We start from the raw sequence: 18,268 nt of genomic DNA, 5'->3' as shown, positions 1-18,268 counted from the left end.
CTCAGGATTCGTACGGGTCCGCGGCGTCCCGCAGCCCATCGCCGACGAAGTTGAGCGCCAGTACGGCGATGACCACCGCGGCGGCCGACGACAACAGCCAGGGCGCCGCGGACAGGACCCGGATGCTCTGCGCGTCACCGAGCAGCACGCCCCAGCTGACGGCCGGTGCCTGCAGCCCGAGCCCGAGGAACGAGAGTGCGGTCTCGCCAAGGATCATCCCCGGTACGGCGAGAGTCAGCGAGGCAATGATGTGGCTGGTGAAGGCCGGCAGCATGTGCCGTCCGACCACCCGGTACCAGCGCGCTCCGTCCAACTCGGCCGCGAGTACGAAGTCCTCGTCCCGGATCTGCAGGAACCGGCTGCGGATCACCCGGGCCAGGCCGGTCCAGCCGATCAGCGAGAGGATCAGCGTGATCGCGAAGTACGTCTTCACCGCACTCCAGCCCGGTGGTACGGCGGCGGCCAGGCCGAGCCACAGCGGCAAGGTGGGGATCGACATGAAGAACTCGATCACCCGCTGGACGATCCCGTCGGTCAGACCGCCGAAGTACCCGGAGATGCCGCCGAGCAACAGTCCGAGTACGAGCGCCGCCGTGACGCCGATCAGGCCGACCGACATCGAGATCCGGGTGCCGTAGATCAGCCGGGAGAACTGGTCCCGGCCCTGCTCGTCGGTGCCGAGCAGATGGAACGGAGCGCCGTGCTTGCTTGCTCCGACCAGGTGCCGGTCCCACGAGATCAGGCCCCACAGCTTGTACTCATCGCCTTTCGGGAACAGCCGAACGCCGTACCGCTGGGACTTGTCGACGGTGTAGTCGCGCAACAGGGTCTCGGGGTTGGGCGTACCCGTGTAGCCGTTGACGAAGACGTGGGGGCTCGAGGTCAGCGAGATCTTCACCAGCTGCGGTGGAGCGAACGCGCGATCGGCTGCGTAGGTGTCCTGGCCCTGTGGTGCGACGAACTCGCAGAACGCCGCGGTGAGGTAGATGAACCCGACGATCCACAGGGAGATCACGGCCAGCCGGTTCCGCTTGAACCGGCGCCAGATCAGGGTCCGCTGCGATGCGAGGGCCAGGGCCGGCTCGGCCTCTGCGTTGACCGGGGTGGCCGGTCGCTCGACGAGCTCGGCGGTCAGGTCGGTGCCGCTCATGTCCGGCCTCCGACGTAACCGACCCGGACCCGTGGATCGACGGCGGCCAGCAGCAGGTCGGAGATCAGCGTGCCGATCACCGTCAGGATGCAGGCGATCAGGATGATCCCGCCGGCCAGGTACATGTCCTGGCTCTTCAGGGCGTTCAGCAGCAGCGGCCCGGTGGTCTCCAGGCCGAGCACGGTCGCGACCAGCACCTCGCCGTCGAAGAGGGCGGGGATGGTCCAGCCGATCGTCGCGATGAACGGGTTGAGTGCGACCCGGGTCGGGTAGCGCAGCAGCAGGCGGCGCTCGGTGAGACCACGCGCCCGGGCCGCGGTGACGTACGGCTTGTGCAGCTCGTCGAGCAGGTTCGCCCGGAGCACTCGGACCGTGCCGGCGATGCCGCCGGAGGCGAGCACGAGGACCGGCAGCCAGAGGTGGCCGAGCAGGTCGAGCAGCTTGCCGAGGTTCCAGACCGCGCCGTCGAACTCGGGCGAGAAGATGCCCGACACGGTCCGCCCGAGCAGCGCGAACTGCAGGTAGACCGCGACCAGGGCGAGCATGAACCCGGGGATCGCCAGGCCGAGGAAGCTGAGCGTGGTGATGACGTAGTCGAGCTTTGAGTACCGCCTGGCGGCCGAGTACACGCCGGCCGCCAGGGCGATGCTCCAGCCGAAGATCCAGGTCACCAGGCCGAGCCCCAACGTCAGCGGGAGCCGCTCGGCCAGCAAGGTGGAGACCGGTTTGTTGTACATGAACGACGTACCGAAGTCGCCGTGCAGGACGATGTTGGTGATCCAGTGCCAGTACTGCGCCAGCGGCGAGGCGTCGAGGGCGTACTGCTGCCGCAACGCTGCCAGCTGGTCGGCCCCGAGTGTCTGCCCCTGCTGCTGCAGCTTGGCGACGACCGTGGTGAGGTAGTCGCCCGGCGGCAGCTGGATGATCAGGAACGACACGAACGAGATCAGTACGACGGTGGGCAGCATCGCCAGCAGGCGACGCAACAGGTAGCCGGCCATAAGATCCCTTCGGTGGTCAGGAGTGCTTCTCCGGGGTGTCGAAGTACATCTGCTCCGGCGCGGAGGCGTTCTCGTAGTGGGTGCGGAAGCTGGCGATCGCGTCCGGCCGGACGTTGCGCAGGTCGCCGGCCGCGACCAGCGGCTGGAACGGGGTCGCCACGGTACCGATGATCCAGACGTTCTTGTCGTGCAGCCGCAGGATCTGCCGGCCGAGGTCGAGCCGCTTCGCGTCGTCGGCGGTGATCAGCAACTCGTCGTACGTCGTCTGCAGCTTGCGGATGTCCCCGGTCGGCTCGAGGGCGAACTTGTCCTTCGGGTTGCCGTACCAGTTGCCGTACTTCGGGGCCCAGTACGTCAGCCCGTTGGTCGGGATGTACCAGAGCGAGTCGATGTCCCACAGGATCGTGGCCGGCGGGTAGGCGACCAGGTCGTAGTCGCCGTGCGGGATCTCCTCGTACCAGAGATCCAGCGACATCGGCTTGGCGACCAGGTCGATGCCGACGGCCTTGAAGTAGCGGCGCGCGTACTCGAGCACGGTGATCGACGCGATGCCGACGCCGACCTCGAAGCAGCGGCCGACGAGTTGCATCTTCTTGCCGTCGGGACGCAGCCGCATGCCGTCCGGGCCGCGCTTGGTCAGCCCGGCCGCGTCGAGGCGTTTGTTGGCCTCGGCAACGTCGTACTCGATGAAGGTCTGGCCCATCCCGTCTTCCCAGTACTCGTCCTCGGGTTGGGCGCAGGGATGGCGGACGAAACCCTGCCCGGCGAGCAGCGCGTCGTTCATCTCCTTGCGGTTGATCGCGTGGGACAGGCCGGCCCGGAAGTCGAGCTTCTGGAACAGGGCGCGCAGGACCGGATCGGGGTGGCTCTGGTTGAGGTTGATCGAGGTGTTCGGCTCGGCGACCCACCGGTTGACCTTGTAGCCCTTGGACTCCTGGTTCTGGATCAGCAGCGGCAGTTGCTCGGCCTGGATGTCGGTCACCTGGAGGTCGATCTGGCCGTTCGCGGCGCGCAGGCCGAGGGTCTCGGCCGGCATCACGGTGAACTGCTGGCTGTCGATGTACGGGAGCTGCCGGCCCTGCTCGTCGACCTTCCAGTAGTACGGGTTCCGCTCGAGCTTCGCCGTCACACCCGAACCCTGCAGCGGTGCGACCAGCTTCCACGGCCCTAGGACCGGGACGTCGGCGTTCTTCCAGATGTTGCGGCGGGCCTTGAAGAAGTCGGCCCAGCTCGGCGCCGGGTTCTTCTTCATCGCGGCCTGGAGCTGGGCCGGCGTGGCGAAGTCCTTGTGGAACTGTTTGAGGTAGTGCGCCGGCAGCAGGAGGGCCGAGCTCGAGTCGAAGCCGGTCAGACCCATGAAGCACAGGTAGCGCAGCAGGATGCCGTGCGGTACCTGGAACTCCATCCGGAGCGTGTGGTCGTCCACCTTGACGAACTTGCCGGGTTTGCCACCCGGGCTCAGCCAGCCCGGGAAGACCGGGTTGAGTTCCTTGTTCAGGAACGACTTCTCGTAGGCGAACATCAGGTCGTCGGCGCTGAACGGCTGCCCGTCGGACCACTTCAGGCCCTCGCGCAGGTGGAAGACGTAGACCTTGCCGTCCTCGAGCACCTCCCACTTCTCGGCCAGGCCGGGCCCGACCTTGGCGGGGGTGGTGGGGGTCCACTCGACCAGGCCGGCGAACTCGACGTACTGGTTCTGGCTCGCGTTGCGGTCGATCAGGCCGCGTTGCAGGACACCGCCGTACTTGCCGGGACCCTGGATGGGTTTGAGCACCATCGGGTTCTTCGGCAACCGCTGCTCCAGCGGTGGCAGCTTGCCGTCCTTGATCAGTTTCGCCAGCGCCGGTGACTCCTTGGCCCCGGCGTCGGCCCCGGCGCCGGTGCTGCTCGCCGACTTCTTCGCGTCGGTGGAGAACACCGAGCAACCCGCCACCGCGGCGGCCGACAGGGACAGCCCGGTGACCCGGAGGAACGCCCGTCGGCTCAGAGGATCAGACATCGCTCCTACCTCCCTCCCCGGTGTCCGGGGACCCATTCGCCGGTCGCGACCACCACGCCGGGCGATACCCCGGAGATTGGCACGAATCGCATGACACTTCAAGATCTGAGGTATACCTTCGTGATACCGTATATACAGGTAGCCGAAGACGGCTTCGGACGGATCCAAGCGCTACACTCCAGGCACTCCGGGCATTCCAGCCATCAGGAGCAGCAGCCAGGCCGAGGTCGGAGGTCACAGATGGTCAGCAGCGAGACAGCCGGGGACCGGTCGCCGTCGCCCGCGGTCGCCCGGGCGCTGACCGTGCTGGAGACGCTGGTCGAGTCCGACGAGGAGCTCACCCTCACCGCGCTGGCGAAGAAGGCGAAGATCCCGCTGGCGACCTGTGCGTCGATCGTCTACACCCTCGAGCAGCGTGACTACGCCTCCCGCCGGGTCGTCGGCCGCAGTCACTTCTGGCGACCGACCCTGCGGTTGTACGGGCTGGCCACGCAGCTGATCCGCAAGGTCGACCTGTCGTCGGTCGCGGCCCGCGAGATGCGCGAGCTGGCCGACCGGCTCGGCATGCCGGTGCACATCGGAGTCCTGACCGGTTCCTCGGTGGTGTACGTCGCCAAGGCCGCGATGCCGGGGTTCGTCCAGTTCGACACCTACCCGGGCAAGGTCGCGCACTACAACCTGACCGCGTTGGGCCGGGCAATCGCGGCGTACCTGCCGGACGACGAGCTGAAGCCGCTGCTGGACCGGCTGGAGCAGGGCGTCGGCCCGAAGGCGAAGCCGGCCGACGAGGAGACCTTCCGCGCCGAGCTCGCGAAGGTGCACAAGCAGGGCTACGCGGTCGAGGACCAGGAAGAGCAGGCCGATATCGCCTGCGTCGCGGCGCCGTTCTTCGCCGCGGGTGGCCACGTCGCCGGCGCGGTCGGCGTGACGTCGTTCGCCCGCGATCTGACCCGCGACAAGCGCAAGCAGGCCCAGAGCGGCCTGATCCAGCTCGGCGGCATCATCTCCGAGCGCCTGGGCGCGACGCACCTTCCGTAACGCCGTACGGTTCCTGTTTCGTCGGTCGGTGGGGTTGCCTGCCCTCGTCCGACGGGCCTAGGCTTTTGCGATATCGGAGAACTGTTTTCGGTATTCTGAAAATCACCCAGGCAAGGAGTGGTTCCGATGGGCTCGCACCGTCCGTACCCCGTCCCCGCCGGAGGCATCAAGGCGACCCTCACCGGTGGCAACACGGTCGGCGCCTACCTTCGCGAGCGCGAGCCGCGCGCGGACGGCTACCGCCACCTCGACACCCCGGCCCTGATCCGCAGGCTCACCGAGCTGGGGGCCAACACCTACCTGTACTGCATCTGGGACTCGGCGACCGATTTCGACGACCTGCGCGACGAGTTCCTGCCCGCCGCCGCGGCCGCCGGTATCGACGTGATGCCGTACATCGTGCCGCCGAGCGAGACCTCCGACCACGGCCGGGCTTCGCGGCCGTACCGGCTGGACTACGTCGGCTGGGCGAAGGCGTTCGCCGAACTCGCGGTGAAGTACCCGAACTTCCGCGCCTGGGCGATCGACGACTTCGAGGTCGGCGAGAACGCCAAGCTGTTCACCCCGGAGTACATGCGGGAGTTCGTCGACGCTGCCGCCGCGATCAGCCCGGAGCTGCGGTTCTACACCTGCGCGTACTTCGGCAAGGCCACCGACGCGGAGTTCCTGGACAAGTACGCGCCGTTCGTGGACGGGATCATCTATCCGTTCCTGGACGGCAGCCACGAGAACACCACGGTCGCGGACTCGCTCGGCGCCTGCCTGGACGAGATCCTCACCTACACCGAGCCGCGCGGGCTGGACCTGATCCCGCTGATCTACACCGGCCGCTTCCTCGACGCGCCGCTGCCACCGACGGCGGACTACTGTACGGCGACCCTCACCACCTCGGCGGAGTACGTCGCGGCCGGCAAGATCCCCGGCGTGATCTCGTACGGCACCCAGCTGGACGACGCACCGACGCCGACCGCGGACAACAAGGCGATGTACGGCAACGGCAGGCTCGCCCTGCTCGCGCCCCGGTCGAAGGTCGCGGAGGGGTCGACCGCCTCGGCCTCACAACGTCTCCCCGTCGACCCGCGATCGGCCCGGTACGTCGTGTCCTTCTGGTACCACCGGTGGTTCCTGGCGCCGGGTATCGAGTCCGGGACCTACCAGCTGGAGATGCTGATCGACGACACCGTCGTGTGGACGATGGATTTGCACGAGCAGCGCTGGCCCGTGTGGACCAATGGCGACGGGATGGAAGGTCCCGTCGACGTCACCGAACACGTTGCCGGACGCAACGAGGTGGACCTGACCTTCCGGCTCCGGGTGCTGCGTGACGTTGCGGGGCGCTACATCGACGTCGGCGTGGACCACGTCGAGACGATCGGTCTCGCCGTACGCAATGGTGGGTTCGAGGAGAACGGGGACTGGACGCTGGAGACCACTGGTCCACTCCTGTCTGTCCTGGACCATTACGTGCCCGACCAGCCGGCACGTATCTTCTCGGCCATCTCGCGCTGTTACGCACGCACGTAGTCCCTGTGAGGAGAGAGGCGATGTCATGGCCGAGCACCTGAAGACAGGCTGGCCGCAGCGGGTCGAGCGGCAGCAGGAGGTGATGGACACCGTCAGCCGGATCCTGTCCGAGGTCGAGCACGAGAGGCTGCCGGCGATCCGGCGATGGTCGCAGCAGCTGGACGGCTGGGACCCCGAGGCGTTCGTCGTCCCGGCGGACCGGATCAAGGCCGCGGCGGAGACTGTGAACGACGAGCTCGCGGCGCACCTGGAGTTCGCCCGATCCCAGGTCGAGGGGTTCGCCAGGTTGCAGCGCGAGACGATGACCGACCTCGAGGTCGAGACGATGCCCGGCGTCGTACTCGGGCACCGGCACGTCCCGGTCGCCAAGGTCGGCTCGTATTCGCCCGGCGGCCGTTACCCGCTGATCGCGTCGTCGATCATGACCGTCACCGTGCCGAAGGTGGCCGGCGTCGACACCGTCGTGGCCGTCGCGCCGCCGCGGGACGGGCAGGGCATCTACGGCCCGCAGCTTTACACGATGAACCTGGCCGGCGCGGACGTGATCGTCTGTCTCGGCGGCGTCCAGGCCTTCGCGGCGATGGCCTTCGGGATCGAGGACGTGGCACCCGTCGACCTGGTGGTCGGTGCCGGGAACGCGTACGTCGCCGAGGCGAAGCGGCAGCTGTTCGGCACGGTCGGGATCGACCTGCTGGCCGGTCCGACCGAGGTCGCGGTGATCGCGGACGAGTCGGCCGACCCGCGGCTGGTGGCGGCCGACCTGCTCGGTCAGGCCGAGCACGGCTTCAACAGCCCGGCCCTGCTCGTCACCACCTCCCGCGATTTCGGTACGGCGGTCATCGCCGAGGTAGACCGCTGGCTAGCAGGGGACTGGCCGACGGTTGAGGTCGCCGGAGGCGCCTGGCGGGAGCACGGGACTGTCGTGGTCTGCGAGTCGCGCGAGGAGGCCGTCCAGGTCTCGGATGCGTACTCGCCGGAGCACCTCGAGGTGCAGACGGCCGACGACGACTGGTACGCCGCCAACCTGCGCAACTACGGCTCGTTGTTCATCGGGCCTGAGGCAACGGTCGCGTTCTCGGACAAGTCGATCGGGACCAACCACGTACTGCCGACCGGACGGGCCGGCCGGTACACCGGCGGCCTGTGGGTCGGGAAGTTCCTGAAGACGGTCACGTACCAGCGCCTGACCGCTGCGGGCGCGAGTTCGATCGCACCCTCCACGGCCGCGATCGCCGACGCCGAGCTGATGTTCGGTCACGCGCTGACCGCGCGGCTCCGGATGGACTGAGCCACCGACGACAGAGCCCCCACCGGATCCGTCCGGCGGGGGCTCTGTCGCGTGTCAGCCCAGGTGTGGCAGCAGGTCGGCGAACTCGACCAGCAGCCGGTCCACCATCCTGATCTCCTCGCTGTCCAGCCGGTGCGCGGGCTCGCGGCAGTACGCGCTGTCGAACAGGCCACGGCGTACCGAGATCAGCTTCTCGGCCGCGATGATCCGCTCGGTGTCGAGCATCCAGTAGGAGATGTACGGCAACAACCGGCGGTGCAGGTCGACCCCGGCCTCCTCGTCGTCACCGGTGAGGTTGCGCCAGATCTCGACGTACACCTCGGTCATCGAGCAACCGGGCTGGGTGCCGACCGCACCGCGCCGGACCGCGTCCGGGAGCTGGACCCCGGCGTACCCCTCGACTGAGGCGAGTGACGGCGTACCGGCGGCCAGCTCGGCGATCAGCGGGCCGGGCGGGCTGGACTCAACCTTCACCAGGCGGAGGTTGGGGTGGTCGGTGACGATGTCGCGCAGCAGGCCAGCGTCGAGGCTCGTGCCGGTCTCGGAAGGCGCGTACTGGAGCACCAGCGGGACCGGCTCGATCGCGGTCAGTACGGCGCGGACGTGCTGCACCAGGGAGCCCCGCGACGGTGAGAGGAAGTGTGGTGGGAGCAGGTTGATCAGGTCCGCCCCGGCATCGACCCACTCGCGCGCCCGGCGGGCCGCCAATTGGGTCGCATGATCCTGTACGGCGACGACCGCGGCGACATCATCGCGATCCCGGGTGTGGCTGAGCAGGATCTCGGTGAGCCTGCGCCGCTCGTCCTCGGACAGCTTGTGGAACTCGGAGGCGAAGCCCGGGAACATCATGCTGGTGACGCCGGTCGACAGTACGAACCGGACGACCCGCTCGAAGCCGGCGTAGTCGACCTCGCCGTCGGCGGTGAACGGCACCTCCAACACGGGCGAGACCCCCCGCACCAACGCCGACGCATCTGTGGGCCGATCGGCCTCGATCTCGGTGGTGGCCATCATCATCCTCCCTGTAGGTCACCGGCCGCCGGTGCGAGCAGCCGGGCGAGATTGCCGCCGAACACGGCCGACTTCTGCTCGGGGTCGACCGGCCAGTCCCGGATCCGGTCCACCTCGGCCACCGGCACCGTGTACGGCGAGTCGGTCGAGAACACGAGCCGTTCCGCCCCGATCCCCGGCTCGGCCAGGAATCCACTCAGAACCGTGTCCCACGGTGCGTACGACGTGTCGCCGTACAGGTTCGGCGCGTGCAGCAAGGCCGGTATCGCGTCGATCCAGAAATCGGTGGCGCCGCTCTTGCCCATCAGCACAGGCAGTTCGGGCCGGCGCCGGGCCAGGCTGGCCAAGGGCAGTGGCAGCGCGTTGGCCGGCGTACCGGTCCGGACGTAGACGAACCAGCCCGCGTTCGCGGCGAAGTCGAGCAGTGGATCGAGGAGTCCGTCGAGCAGGTCGAATCCCTGCAGGACCGAGTCGACCGCGAGCGCGACCGCACCGGCATCGCGAGCCCGGTCGAGTTCGTCGATCGCGGCTCGGCCGCGCCACGGGTTCGCGACGGCGTACGCGAGCAGGCGTCTGTCCGATGCCGCGGCCGCTTCGGTGGTGGCCGTGTTGCCTTCGCGGTTGTCGTAGGCGATGCAGCGTTCGGACGGTGCGACCAGGGACCGATCGATGCCCAGGGCATCCATCGTGGCGAGCAGGTCGGCCGGCTTCAGGCTGACCTCGCGGCCGTCGCCGATCCGGCAGTGGGCGTCGATGATCATGCGGGCACCTCCAGGCCCAGGGCGCCGAGTGCGTCGGCGTGGACGATGCCGTCGATGACGTCGTCGGGGACACGCGGGAACTTCGTCCCCTCGACCATGTCGTTGACGGTGTGGAGCCCGGCGATCGCCTCGCCGGTGTTGGCGATCGGGAAGTCGGACCCGAGCAGCAGCTTGCCCTCCGCGCCCCACTCGACCGCGTTGATCAGCGACTGGTACAGCACCCACGGACGCAGGTAGATCGACGACACATCGGCGTACACATGGGGGTGTTTGCGGATCGTCACGACGGTCTCGCGGCTCCACGGATGGCCCATGTGCGCCATCACGATCCGGAGTTCGGGGTAGCGCAGGGCGATCTCGTCGGTGACCAGGGGATAGGTGTAGCGCAGCGGCGCGTGCCGCATCGGGGAGGCGCCGGAGTGGAACAGGATCGGCAACCCGTGCCGCTGGCAGTAGTCGTAGAAGGCGAACGCGGGCTCGCCGAGCGGATCGAAGTTCTGGTAGTTCGGGCCGAGTTTGACGCCGACCAGCCCGAGTTCGCGGCTACGGTCGGCCTCCTCGAGTGCGCCGGGCAGCGTCGGGTTCACCGACATGAAGCCGATCCGCTTCGCCGGGTTGTCCCGCACGAACTCCGCGGTCGCGTCGTTGCAGCGCTCCGGCGGGTACGGCAGGCCGGTGAGTTCGAGCGGATTGTCGACAGCGATATTGAAGACAATCGAGACGTCCGCGGCGGCCATCGCCTGGTCGTAGTCGGCCCACGAGTTCGTGGTCACCACCGGCCGGTCGTTGCGCCAGTTGTCGTACACCTGCCGCTCCGCCGCGGGCACCTCGTCGCGGTGCGTGGGCGTGTGCGCGTGGACATCGACGATCATCGGAACTCCCGCAACAGGTCGTCTCGCAAGGTCACTCCCAGCCCTGGTTCGCCGCTCAGCCGGACCCGCCGTCCGTCGCTGTCCAGCGGCTTCGCCAGCACGTCCTCGGTGTAGTAGTGGGCGCCGATGATGTCGCTCGGGTACGCCGACAACCGGGGCAGCGCGGCGGCGACGTGCAACTGGGCGGCGGCGCCGATGCCCAGCTCACCGTTCGACCCGATCAGTACGTCGAGGCCGTGCGCGGCGGCCACGTGGGCCATCCGGACGGCGCGCCCCGGGCCGGCGGACTTGCCGACGTACAGGCTGACCACGTCGGCGGCCTGCTGGTGAACCACGTCGACGAGATCGTGCAGGTCGAACACGGACTCGTCGGCGATCACCGGCAGGCCGAGACGTCTGAGCTCTCGGGCGCCTCGGAGGTCACGGGGATCCAGGGGCTGCTCGACGAAGTCCACGCGCTGGTCGGACAGCTCGGGGATCGCGCGTGTTGCGTCGGCGCGGGACCAGCCGCCGTTCGCATCGGTGCCGAGGAACGCGTCGCCGACAAGCTCGCGTGCTCTCCGCACTCGGTGGAGGTCGCCTTCGAGTCCGAGGCCGACCTTCACCTTGAAGGCGCCGAAGCCCGCGGACGTCGCTGCCGTATACGCGCGTTCGAGCTCCGCGTCGTCGCCGGACAAGGAGAGCTTGATCGGGACCTCGGTCCGGTAAGCACCGCCGAGTGCGACCGCCAGCGGTACGTCGAGTGTGCGCGCGAACGCATCCCACAAGGCGATCGAGACGCCTGCCTTGGTGAACGGATTGCCCTGCAACGCCTTGTCCATCAGGTCTTCCGCGGCACCGACCGGAGTCAACGGCAGGCCGATCAGCGCCGGTGTGATCACGGTCCGGATGAAGTGGTCGGCCGACGTACCGTCCTCGCCGGACCAGATCGGCGTCGCGCTGACTTCGCCGTACCCCTCGATGCCGTCGCTGGTGATCACCCGGACCAGCAGGAAGTCGGACCGGTCGTGCGGACCGCGGGCGCCACGGACGAGCAGCTCGGGATCGGCTGCCAGGCTGACCGCGGCCGTCTGGATCGCCGCGATGGTGGCTGTCACGCGGGCTCCAGGAGCCGGCGCGGATTGTCGACAAGCATGGCCTGGCGCTGTGCGTCGGTGATGCCCCAGCCGTCGATCTCCTTGACCCGGGCAACGGCGTAGTCCTGGCTGGCCTTGTCGGACAGGCCCGCGTCGGTACCGAAGATCACCTTGTGTGGCGGCGCTTCGGCGAGGATCCGGCGGGCCGCGTACGGCGGGGTGCCGCAGATGCACAGGTAGAGGTTCTCGGTCTCCTGCGTCATCACGAGCGCCTCGCGCCACAGGTCGTGCAGACCGCCGTGACCGAGGATCACCCGCAGCTTCGGGTGCCGGCGGGCGAGGGCGGCGATCTGGCCGGCGGTCGAGTACGGCGGGGTGCCGTCATGACTGAGCAGCACACCGCCGACCGAGCTGATCACGTCGCAGATCGGGTCGAGAGAGCGCTCGTGCATGCTGAAGCCCTGCAGCCACGGGTGCAGCTTCAGGCCCCGCAGACCGAGCTCGCCGACCATCCGTTCCGCCTCGGCGACCGCGATCTTGCGTCGTACGGCGACGGTGCCGAAGCCGGTCATCCGATCCGGGTACTTGTGCACGAACTCCGCGAGCCGATCGTTCGACTCCGGCGTCGGGTCGAACAGGCCGTCGTGACTCAGTACGACGGCATGCTCGATCCCGGTCGAGTCCATGAAGGCGACGAACTCGTCCGCGCCGAACGCGGCCCCACCGAGCCATGTCGCGGTCTCCCACGCCGGGGTGTGGGTATGGAAGTCGATCACAGCACCTCCGCCAGCTCGAGAAGACGGTCGCCTAGTGCGGCCGCCACCTGGTCGAACCACTTCCTGCCTGTCGCCGGATCGGCCAGCTCGGGCCGATCCGTGTAGCCGTCGATCCGCTGCCAGCTCTCCGTCGTGTGCAGACTCACGTCATCAACCTCCGGGCCACTCGGCGGATCCGGCCGCGCGTTGCGCTCGGCAACGAATTCCTCGTCCTGCGCGAGCATGAGCCCGGTCTCGAACGCCCCGGCATGACCCGGCACCGGTACGTCGCCACAGTCGCGCGCGAGCCGCCAGTAGTCCACATGGGCGACGCGCACGTCGTACCTCGTCGAGGCGGCTGCGGCGGCCGCGTGGCAGACGCCGATGTTGCCACCGTGGCCGTTGACGAACACGAGCCGGCGACCACCGGAGGCCTGCAGTGAGCGGGCCAGCTCGAGCAATACGGCGAGCAGGGTCTCCGGCGTGAGCGACAGGGTGCCGCCGAAGGGCAGGTGGTGGTCGGAGGCGCCGTACGGGACCGGTGGGGTGATGACGAGCGGCCTTGCCGAGCGCTCGTGCACCAGGGCCGCGGCTTGTTCGGAGACTGCCTGGGCCAGGATCCAGTCGGTGCCGGTGGCCAGGTGTGGGCCGTGCTGCTCGGTTGCGCCGACCGGGACGATGACGATTGCCTCGGGCAACAGTTCGGCTAGGTCGGTGCGATCGGTGTGCTGCCAGCGGACGAACGTCATGAGGCCCTCCCGGCGACGAGTTGGGCGGTCCGGAGCGCGGCGATGCCGTCGTCGAGAGACGGTTCGCCGGCCTTGCGGGTGCCGTCGTACAGGTCGACGAAGCGTTGCACCTGGCGATCGAAGCAGCGGGTCATCCGGTCGCCCGGGAAGCGCACCTCGCGTCGGCCCTCGGCGGTGGTCAGCGTGAGATCGAAGGTGAAACCGTCGAGGACGGCCAGGCCGCGGTCGCCGAGGACGGTGAGCTCGCAGCGTGGGAGCGCCGCGGTGAGCCAGCCGAACTCGACCAGCGCGCGATGGCCGCCGGGGTAGCTGAGACGGGCGCCGACGAGGTTGGCAGCGGGCAGCTCGGGACGCGTCTGCTGGGACCAGGCGTCGTCGAGGCTCTCCGGCTGTCCGCCGAGGAGGTGGGAGAGCCAGTCGAAGACATGGGCGCCTTCGTGGACGACCGGCGTACCGTGCGCGAGGGTCGCGGTGATGCGCTCGATGTGCTCGGGGTCGTCCGGACGGAACGGCTCGTCGTAGATGTGGGCACGCACCAGCACAGCGTCGCCCAGAGTGCCGTCGGCGATCCAGGTCGCGAGCTGACCGATCGCGGGGTCGTGGCGGTAGGTGAGGCCGATCTGGACCCGGCGGCGCTGGTCGTCGTCGAGCTGGTCGTAAGCGGCTGCGGCCTCGACGGAGGTCGCGACCGGCTTCTCGGCCAGGACGTAGCGGCCGGCCTTGGCGTAGCGGACGACGAGCTCGGGCGTCACCCACGGGGGAGTGGCGAGTACGACGCCGTCGACCTCGGCGAGGTCGAGGTCGAGGTCCGGACCGGTCGGGACGCTGTACGACGCGGCGAGCGCGCGGCGCTGCGGCGACGGGTCGACCAGGCGGACGAGGTCGACGGAGTCGTTGCGCAGCAGAGCGGGCAGGTGGGCGGTGAGACCGATGTCCCCCAGCCCCGCGAGAGCCACACGCATGCGCGCTCCTTCAGGATATCGGAATTAGTTTCTGTTTCTCGAAGCTTAGGAGGTGCTCGGACTCGCCGCAACAGTTCGCCGACGAGTCGCCGCTATAGCCGAAATACCGAAGATATCTCTAGCATTGTGCGCATGACCTCACATCACACCGCCGGATCCGTCACTACCAGCGCTGCGCCGGCTCCGCGCGGCCACTATGCGCAGGCCCGGATCGCCGGAGATTTCGTCTTCACCGCCGGGCTCGGACCGCTCGACCCGGAGACCCGGGAGATCGTCGGCCCGGGCGACGCCGCCGAGCAGACCCGGCAGGTGTTCCGCAACCTGGCCGCGATCCTGGCCGAGGCCGGTTGCGGGCTCGAGGACGTGGTGAAGGTGACCGCGTTCCTGCAGAACGCCGATCGCGACTGGGACGGATACGACTCGGTCTTCCCCGAGTTCTTCACCCCGCCGTACCCGGCCCGGCTCACCGCCGGGGCCGAGCTGGGCCGGATCCTCGTCGAGATCGAGGTCGTCGCCTACCGGCCTAGAGGGTGATCCAGTAGCGGCGGGCCGGGCCCAGCCAGGTGTCGCGGATGTCCTCCAGGACGCCGCCGTTGTGCTCGATGATCTTCGCGGAGGCCGTGTTGTCCTCGTCGCAGGTGAGCAGGACGCGGTCCAAACCGCGCCGGCGAGCCACGTCGAGGACCTGGCCGAGCGCCCACGTGGCCAGGCCCCGACCACGGGCCGATGGACGTACGCCGTACCCGATGTGGCCGCCGCCCTCGAGCAGCTTGGCGGTCAGCGTGTGCCGGAGCGTGATCGCGCCGAGGTAGTTGCCGTCCTCAACGATCCAGAAGTACGTCGCGTGCACCTTGTCGGCCGGGAGCTCGCGACTGTCGTCAGCCTGTTCCCGCAACCGCTCGATCCAGGTGGCGAAACCCTCGACCGTGCTGAGGTCCTCGGCCTCCCACAAGCCGGCGCCATCCTGCGACACCTCGCCCCACTCGCGCGACGACTCGAGCCAGGAGTCACGCAACTCGACAGTCGGTTCGATCAACTCAGGCATACCCCGAGCCTAGGGCCCGACAACCCGGCCTCCCACCGAGTTTTCCGGGCAACGCAGAGGGCCGCTCACCCCGGATGGGATGAGCGGCCCTCGCGGCAGATCAGGCGCCGGCGCCCTCTTGCTTCACGCCGGCTACCGCGGTCGGGTCGTCGATGCGGTACTTGCGGGCCGCCTCGGCGGCGACCTCCGGCTTGACGTCGCCGCGCTTGGCCAGGATCTCCAGGGTGGCGACGACGATCGACTCGGCGTCCACCTGGAAGTGGCGGCGGGCGGCGGCCCGGGTGTCGGCCAGGCCCCAGCCGTCGGTCCCGAGCGAGGTGTAGTCGTTCGGCACCCAGCGGGAGATCTGGTCCTGCACCGCGCGCATGAAGTCGCTGACGGCAACGACCGGGCCGACCGTGTTCTTCAGCTGCTCGGTGATGAACGGGACCTGCTCCGGCTCCTCAGGGTGCAGCAGGTTGTGCTGCTCGGCCGCGACCGCGTCCCGGCGCAGCTCGTTCCACGAGGTCACCGACCAGATGTCGGCGGCGACCGAGTACTCCTCGGCGAGGATCTGCTGGGCCTTCAGCACCCACGGCAGCGCGACACCGGACCCGAGCAGCTGCACCCGCGGTACGTCGTCACCCTCGGCGGTCTCGTACTCGTTGAAGCGGTACATGCCCTTCAGCAGTGCCGCGACGTCGAGGTTCTCCGGCTCGGCCGGCTGGTGCACCGGCTCGTTGTACACGGTCAGGTAGAAGAAGACGTCCTCACCGAACGGCTTCTTCTCGTCCAGCCCGTAGCCGTACATCCGGCGCAGACCGTCCTTGACGATGTGCGCGACCTCGTACGCGAAACCGGGGTCGTAGTGCACTGCGGCCGGGTTGGTCGAGGCGAGCAGCGGCGAGTGTCCGTCCGCGTGCTGCAGTCCCTCACCGGTCAGCGTCGTACGCCCGGCGGTCGCACCGATCAGGAAGCCCCGGCCGAGCTGGTCGCCCAGCGCCCAGAGCGAGTCACCGGTCCGCTGGAACCCGAACATCGAATAGAAGATGTAGAACGGGATCATCGGCTCGCCGTGGGTCGCGTACGCCGTACCCGCCGCGATCATCGAGCCCATCGCACCGGCCTCGCTGATGCCCTCGTGCAGCAGTTGGCCCTGCTCGGACTCCTTGTACGACAGCAGCAGGTTGCGGTCGACCGCCTCGTACTGCTGCCCGTGCGGCGAGTAGATCTTCGCCGTCGGGAACATCGAGTCCATCCCGAACGTGCGGTACTCGTCCGGGGCGATCGGGACGATCCGGTGGCCGATCTCCGGGTCCTTCATCAGGTCGCGGAACAGCCGCACCAGCGCCATCGTGGTGGCGACCGGCTGGTTGTTGCCCTTGGACAACGGCTTGTAGACGTCGTCGCCCGGGAGCGTCAGCGTGGTCTTCGGCGCGACCCGCCGCTGCGGCAGCGAACCGCCGAGCTGCTTGCGCCGCTCCATCATGTACTGGTACTCCGGCGAGTCGGTGCCGGGGTGGAAGTACGGCGGGTTGTACGCGTCCTCGAGCGCGGAGTCCTCGATCGGCAGGTAGAGCCGGTCGCGGAACGCCTTCAGGTCGTCCGAGGTCAGCTTCTTCATCTGGTGGGTCGCGTTGCGGCCCTCCAGCGCCTCGATCGTCCAGCCCTTGATGGTCTGGGCCAGGATCACGGTCGGCTGGCCGACGTGCTCGGTCGCGCTCTTGAAGGCGGCGTACACCTTGCGGTAGTCGTGACCGCCGCGGGGCAGCTTGCGCAGATCCTCGTCGGACACGTTGCTGACCATCTGCTGGAGCCGCCGGTCGCCGCCGAAGAAGTTGTTCCGGATGTACTCGCCGGACTCGACGGAGTACGTCTGGAACTGACCGTCCGGCGTGGTGTTCATCTTGTTCACCAGTGCGCCGTCGTGGTCCTGGGCGAGCAGGCTGTCCCACTCCCGGCCCCAGATCACCTTGATCACGTTCCAGCCGGCCCCGCGGAAGAACGCCTCCAGCTCCTGGATCACCTTGCCGTTGCCACGGACCGGGCCGTCCAGCTGCTGCAGGTTGCAGTTGATCACGAAGGTGAGGTTGTCGAGCTCCTCGCGGGCGGCCAGGCCGATCGCGCCGAGCGACTCCGGCTCACCCATCTCGCCGTCACCGAGGAACGCCCAGGTGTGCTGCTGGCTGGTGTCCTTGATGCCGCGGTGGTGCAGGTACCGGTTGAAGCGCGCCTGGTAGATCGAGTTCAGCGCGGCCAGTCCCATCGAGACGGTCGGGAACTCCCAGAAGTCCGGCATCAGGCGCGGGTGCGGGTACGACGACAGTCCGTTGTGCGGACCGCGCGACACCTCTTGGCGGAAGCCGTCCAGCTGGTCGGCGGAGAGCCGGCCCTCGAGGAAGGCCCGCGCGTACATACCGGGGGAGGCGTGACCCTGGATGAAGATCTGGTCGCCGCCGCCGGGGTGGTCCTTGCCACGGAAGAAGTGGTTGAAACCGACCTCGTACAGGCTGGCCGCGGACTGATAGGTGGCGATGTGACCGCCGACCTCGAGGCCCTTGCGGTTGGCCTTGCTCACCATCACCGCGGCGTTCCAGCGGATGAAGGCGCGGATCCGTCGCTCGATGTGCTCGTCGCCGGGGAACCACGGCTCCCGCTCGGGCGGAATCGAGTTGATGTAGTCGGTGCTCCGCAGTGCGGGCACCCCGACCTGTCGCTCCCGGGCCCGCTCGATCAGCTTGAGCATCAGGTAGCGCGCTCGCGCCTTGCCCCGTTCGTCCAGGACGGCGTCGAGCGATTCGACCCATTCACGCGTCTCGTCAGGGTCGATGTCGGGGAGCTGGGTGGGCATCCCCTCGGTGATGATGGCTGGTGGTTCGTGTCCGGAAGCCACGGTGTCCTGCCGTTCTCTCTGGTTGTCTTCACCGCAATCCTGTCACCTGTTCGGAATGCGTTCTACTTTGCCTTCCGACCTGGCCCGAATCCGGTCGCCCGCGCGTGATGTGAGCGGACACGGACAGTACCCGCCACGCGGATACCGGACACGTCACGGAACCCT

General features: G+C 68.5%; 16 protein-coding genes. 4 read left to right on the top strand and 12 right to left on the bottom strand.

Features of this window, described 5'->3' with window-relative positions; translation table 11 throughout:
• Position 1: 1 nt before the first annotated feature.
• From AB0L70_RS17470 to AB0L70_RS17460, 3 genes are read right to left on the bottom strand one after another with little or no spacing between them, the layout of a single operon-like run.
• On the bottom strand, positions 2-1,150 hold the full coding sequence (locus AB0L70_RS17470; protein WP_363685066.1) for an ABC transporter permease: 1,149 nt from the start codon (positions 1,148-1,150) through the stop codon (positions 2-4).
• Positions 1,147-2,151, bottom strand: a complete 1,005-nt coding sequence (locus AB0L70_RS17465) for an ABC transporter permease (protein ID WP_363685064.1) — start codon at positions 2,149-2,151, stop codon at positions 1,147-1,149. Before AB0L70_RS17465 ends, AB0L70_RS17470 begins: the two co-directional genes overlap by 4 nt.
• A 16-nt stretch (positions 2,152-2,167) precedes the next feature.
• Positions 2,168-4,150 (bottom strand): ABC transporter substrate-binding protein, encoded by a 1,983-nt coding sequence (locus tag AB0L70_RS17460; RefSeq protein WP_363685062.1) that lies wholly within the window; start codon positions 4,148-4,150, stop codon positions 2,168-2,170.
• Between the two features lie 240 nt (positions 4,151-4,390).
• Here AB0L70_RS17460 and AB0L70_RS17455 point away from each other — a divergent pair, with 240 nt between their 5' ends.
• From AB0L70_RS17455 to hisD, 3 genes are all read left to right on the top strand, one after another.
• On the top strand, positions 4,391-5,188 hold the full coding sequence (locus AB0L70_RS17455) for an IclR family transcriptional regulator (RefSeq protein ID WP_363685060.1): 798 nt from the start codon (positions 4,391-4,393) through the stop codon (positions 5,186-5,188).
• Between the two features lie 126 nt (positions 5,189-5,314).
• Complete coding sequence (locus AB0L70_RS17450; RefSeq protein ID WP_363685057.1) at positions 5,315-6,712, top strand: hypothetical protein; 1,398 nt, start codon at positions 5,315-5,317, stop codon at positions 6,710-6,712.
• 25 nt (positions 6,713-6,737) lie between these two features.
• A complete protein-coding gene (gene hisD, locus AB0L70_RS17445) occupies positions 6,738-8,000 on the top strand; it encodes a histidinol dehydrogenase (protein WP_363685055.1) in 1,263 nt (420 codons plus the stop codon).
• Positions 8,001-8,054: 54 nt separating this feature from the next.
• Here hisD and AB0L70_RS17440 read toward each other — a convergent pair whose 3' ends face one another.
• Genes AB0L70_RS17440 through AB0L70_RS17410 form a run of 7 tightly spaced genes read right to left on the bottom strand, consistent with a single transcriptional unit; the run spans position 8,055 to position 14,186 of the window.
• Complete coding sequence (locus tag AB0L70_RS17440) at positions 8,055-9,011, bottom strand: dihydrodipicolinate synthase family protein (RefSeq protein ID WP_363685053.1); 957 nt, start codon at positions 9,009-9,011, stop codon at positions 8,055-8,057.
• 2 nt (positions 9,012-9,013) lie between these two features.
• Positions 9,014-9,772, bottom strand: a complete 759-nt coding sequence (locus AB0L70_RS17435; RefSeq protein WP_363685051.1) for an amidohydrolase family protein — start codon at positions 9,770-9,772, stop codon at positions 9,014-9,016.
• Positions 9,769-10,644 (bottom strand): amidohydrolase family protein, encoded by an 876-nt coding sequence (locus tag AB0L70_RS17430; RefSeq protein ID WP_363685049.1) that lies wholly within the window; start codon positions 10,642-10,644, stop codon positions 9,769-9,771. The genes AB0L70_RS17435 and AB0L70_RS17430 overlap by 4 nt, the downstream gene beginning before the upstream one ends.
• A complete protein-coding gene (locus tag AB0L70_RS17425) occupies positions 10,641-11,741 on the bottom strand; it encodes an enolase C-terminal domain-like protein (protein ID WP_363685047.1) in 1,101 nt (366 codons plus the stop codon). The genes AB0L70_RS17430 and AB0L70_RS17425 overlap by 4 nt, the downstream gene beginning before the upstream one ends.
• Complete coding sequence (locus AB0L70_RS17420) at positions 11,738-12,496, bottom strand: amidohydrolase family protein (protein ID WP_363685045.1); 759 nt, start codon at positions 12,494-12,496, stop codon at positions 11,738-11,740. Before AB0L70_RS17420 ends, AB0L70_RS17425 begins: the two co-directional genes overlap by 4 nt.
• Positions 12,493-13,224: a creatininase family protein gene (locus tag AB0L70_RS17415; RefSeq protein WP_363685043.1), complete on the bottom strand. Its 732-nt coding sequence runs from the start codon at positions 13,222-13,224 to the stop codon at positions 12,493-12,495. The genes AB0L70_RS17420 and AB0L70_RS17415 overlap by 4 nt, the downstream gene beginning before the upstream one ends.
• Positions 13,221-14,186: a Gfo/Idh/MocA family oxidoreductase gene (locus tag AB0L70_RS17410; protein ID WP_363685041.1), complete on the bottom strand. Its 966-nt coding sequence runs from the start codon at positions 14,184-14,186 to the stop codon at positions 13,221-13,223. The genes AB0L70_RS17415 and AB0L70_RS17410 overlap by 4 nt, the downstream gene beginning before the upstream one ends.
• A gap of 132 nt (positions 14,187-14,318) precedes the next feature.
• Between AB0L70_RS17410 and AB0L70_RS17405 the strand changes: the two genes are divergently transcribed.
• A complete protein-coding gene (locus tag AB0L70_RS17405; protein WP_363685039.1) occupies positions 14,319-14,720 on the top strand; it encodes a Rid family hydrolase in 402 nt (133 codons plus the stop codon).
• Here the strand turns inward: AB0L70_RS17405 and AB0L70_RS17400 are convergent.
• Positions 14,710-15,231, bottom strand: a complete 522-nt coding sequence (locus AB0L70_RS17400; protein ID WP_363685037.1) for a GNAT family N-acetyltransferase — start codon at positions 15,229-15,231, stop codon at positions 14,710-14,712. The genes AB0L70_RS17405 and AB0L70_RS17400 overlap by 11 nt on opposite strands.
• A gap of 100 nt (positions 15,232-15,331) precedes the next feature.
• Positions 15,332-18,061, bottom strand: coding sequence for a pyruvate dehydrogenase (acetyl-transferring), homodimeric type (gene aceE, locus AB0L70_RS17395; protein ID WP_363685382.1), 2,730 nt, complete (start codon positions 18,059-18,061; stop codon positions 15,332-15,334).
• Between the last annotated feature and the right edge of the window lie 207 nt (positions 18,062-18,268).

Origin of the sequence: Kribbella sp. NPDC051952 (assembly GCF_040680855.1) — a bacterium.
In the GTDB taxonomy this organism is placed as follows: domain Bacteria; phylum Actinomycetota; class Actinomycetes; order Propionibacteriales; family Kribbellaceae; genus Kribbella.
This window is presented reverse-complemented; position numbering and strand designations above follow the sequence as displayed.

What these genes read in the sequence shown, in the direction of transcription:
- AB0L70_RS17470 (WP_363685066.1), bottom strand. Translation starts at nt 1,150, where the DNA reads ATGAGCGGCACCGACCTGACCGCCGAGCTCGTCGAGCGACCGGCCACC.
- AB0L70_RS17465 (WP_363685064.1), bottom strand. Translation starts at nt 2,151, where the DNA reads ATGGCCGGCTACCTGTTGCGTCGCCTGCTGGCGATGCTGCCCACCGTC.
- AB0L70_RS17460 (WP_363685062.1), bottom strand. Translation starts at nt 4,150, where the DNA reads ATGTCTGATCCTCTGAGCCGACGGGCGTTCCTCCGGGTCACCGGGCTG.
- AB0L70_RS17455 (WP_363685060.1), top strand. Translation starts at nt 4,391, where the DNA reads ATGGTCAGCAGCGAGACAGCCGGGGACCGGTCGCCGTCGCCCGCGGTC.
- AB0L70_RS17450 (WP_363685057.1), top strand. Translation starts at nt 5,315, where the DNA reads ATGGGCTCGCACCGTCCGTACCCCGTCCCCGCCGGAGGCATCAAGGCG.
- hisD (WP_363685055.1), top strand. Translation starts at nt 6,738, where the DNA reads ATGGCCGAGCACCTGAAGACAGGCTGGCCGCAGCGGGTCGAGCGGCAG.
- AB0L70_RS17440 (WP_363685053.1), bottom strand. Translation starts at nt 9,011, where the DNA reads ATGGCCACCACCGAGATCGAGGCCGATCGGCCCACAGATGCGTCGGCG.
- AB0L70_RS17435 (WP_363685051.1), bottom strand. Translation starts at nt 9,772, where the DNA reads ATGATCATCGACGCCCACTGCCGGATCGGCGACGGCCGCGAGGTCAGC.
- AB0L70_RS17430 (WP_363685049.1), bottom strand. Translation starts at nt 10,644, where the DNA reads ATGATCGTCGATGTCCACGCGCACACGCCCACGCACCGCGACGAGGTG.
- AB0L70_RS17415 (WP_363685043.1), bottom strand. Translation starts at nt 13,224, where the DNA reads ATGACGTTCGTCCGCTGGCAGCACACCGATCGCACCGACCTAGCCGAA.
- AB0L70_RS17410 (WP_363685041.1), bottom strand. Translation starts at nt 14,186, where the DNA reads ATGCGTGTGGCTCTCGCGGGGCTGGGGGACATCGGTCTCACCGCCCAC.
- AB0L70_RS17405 (WP_363685039.1), top strand. Translation starts at nt 14,319, where the DNA reads ATGACCTCACATCACACCGCCGGATCCGTCACTACCAGCGCTGCGCCG.
- AB0L70_RS17400 (WP_363685037.1), bottom strand. Translation starts at nt 15,231, where the DNA reads ATGCCTGAGTTGATCGAACCGACTGTCGAGTTGCGTGACTCCTGGCTC.
- aceE (WP_363685382.1), bottom strand. Translation starts at nt 18,061, where the DNA reads ATGCCCACCCAGCTCCCCGACATCGACCCTGACGAGACGCGTGAATGG.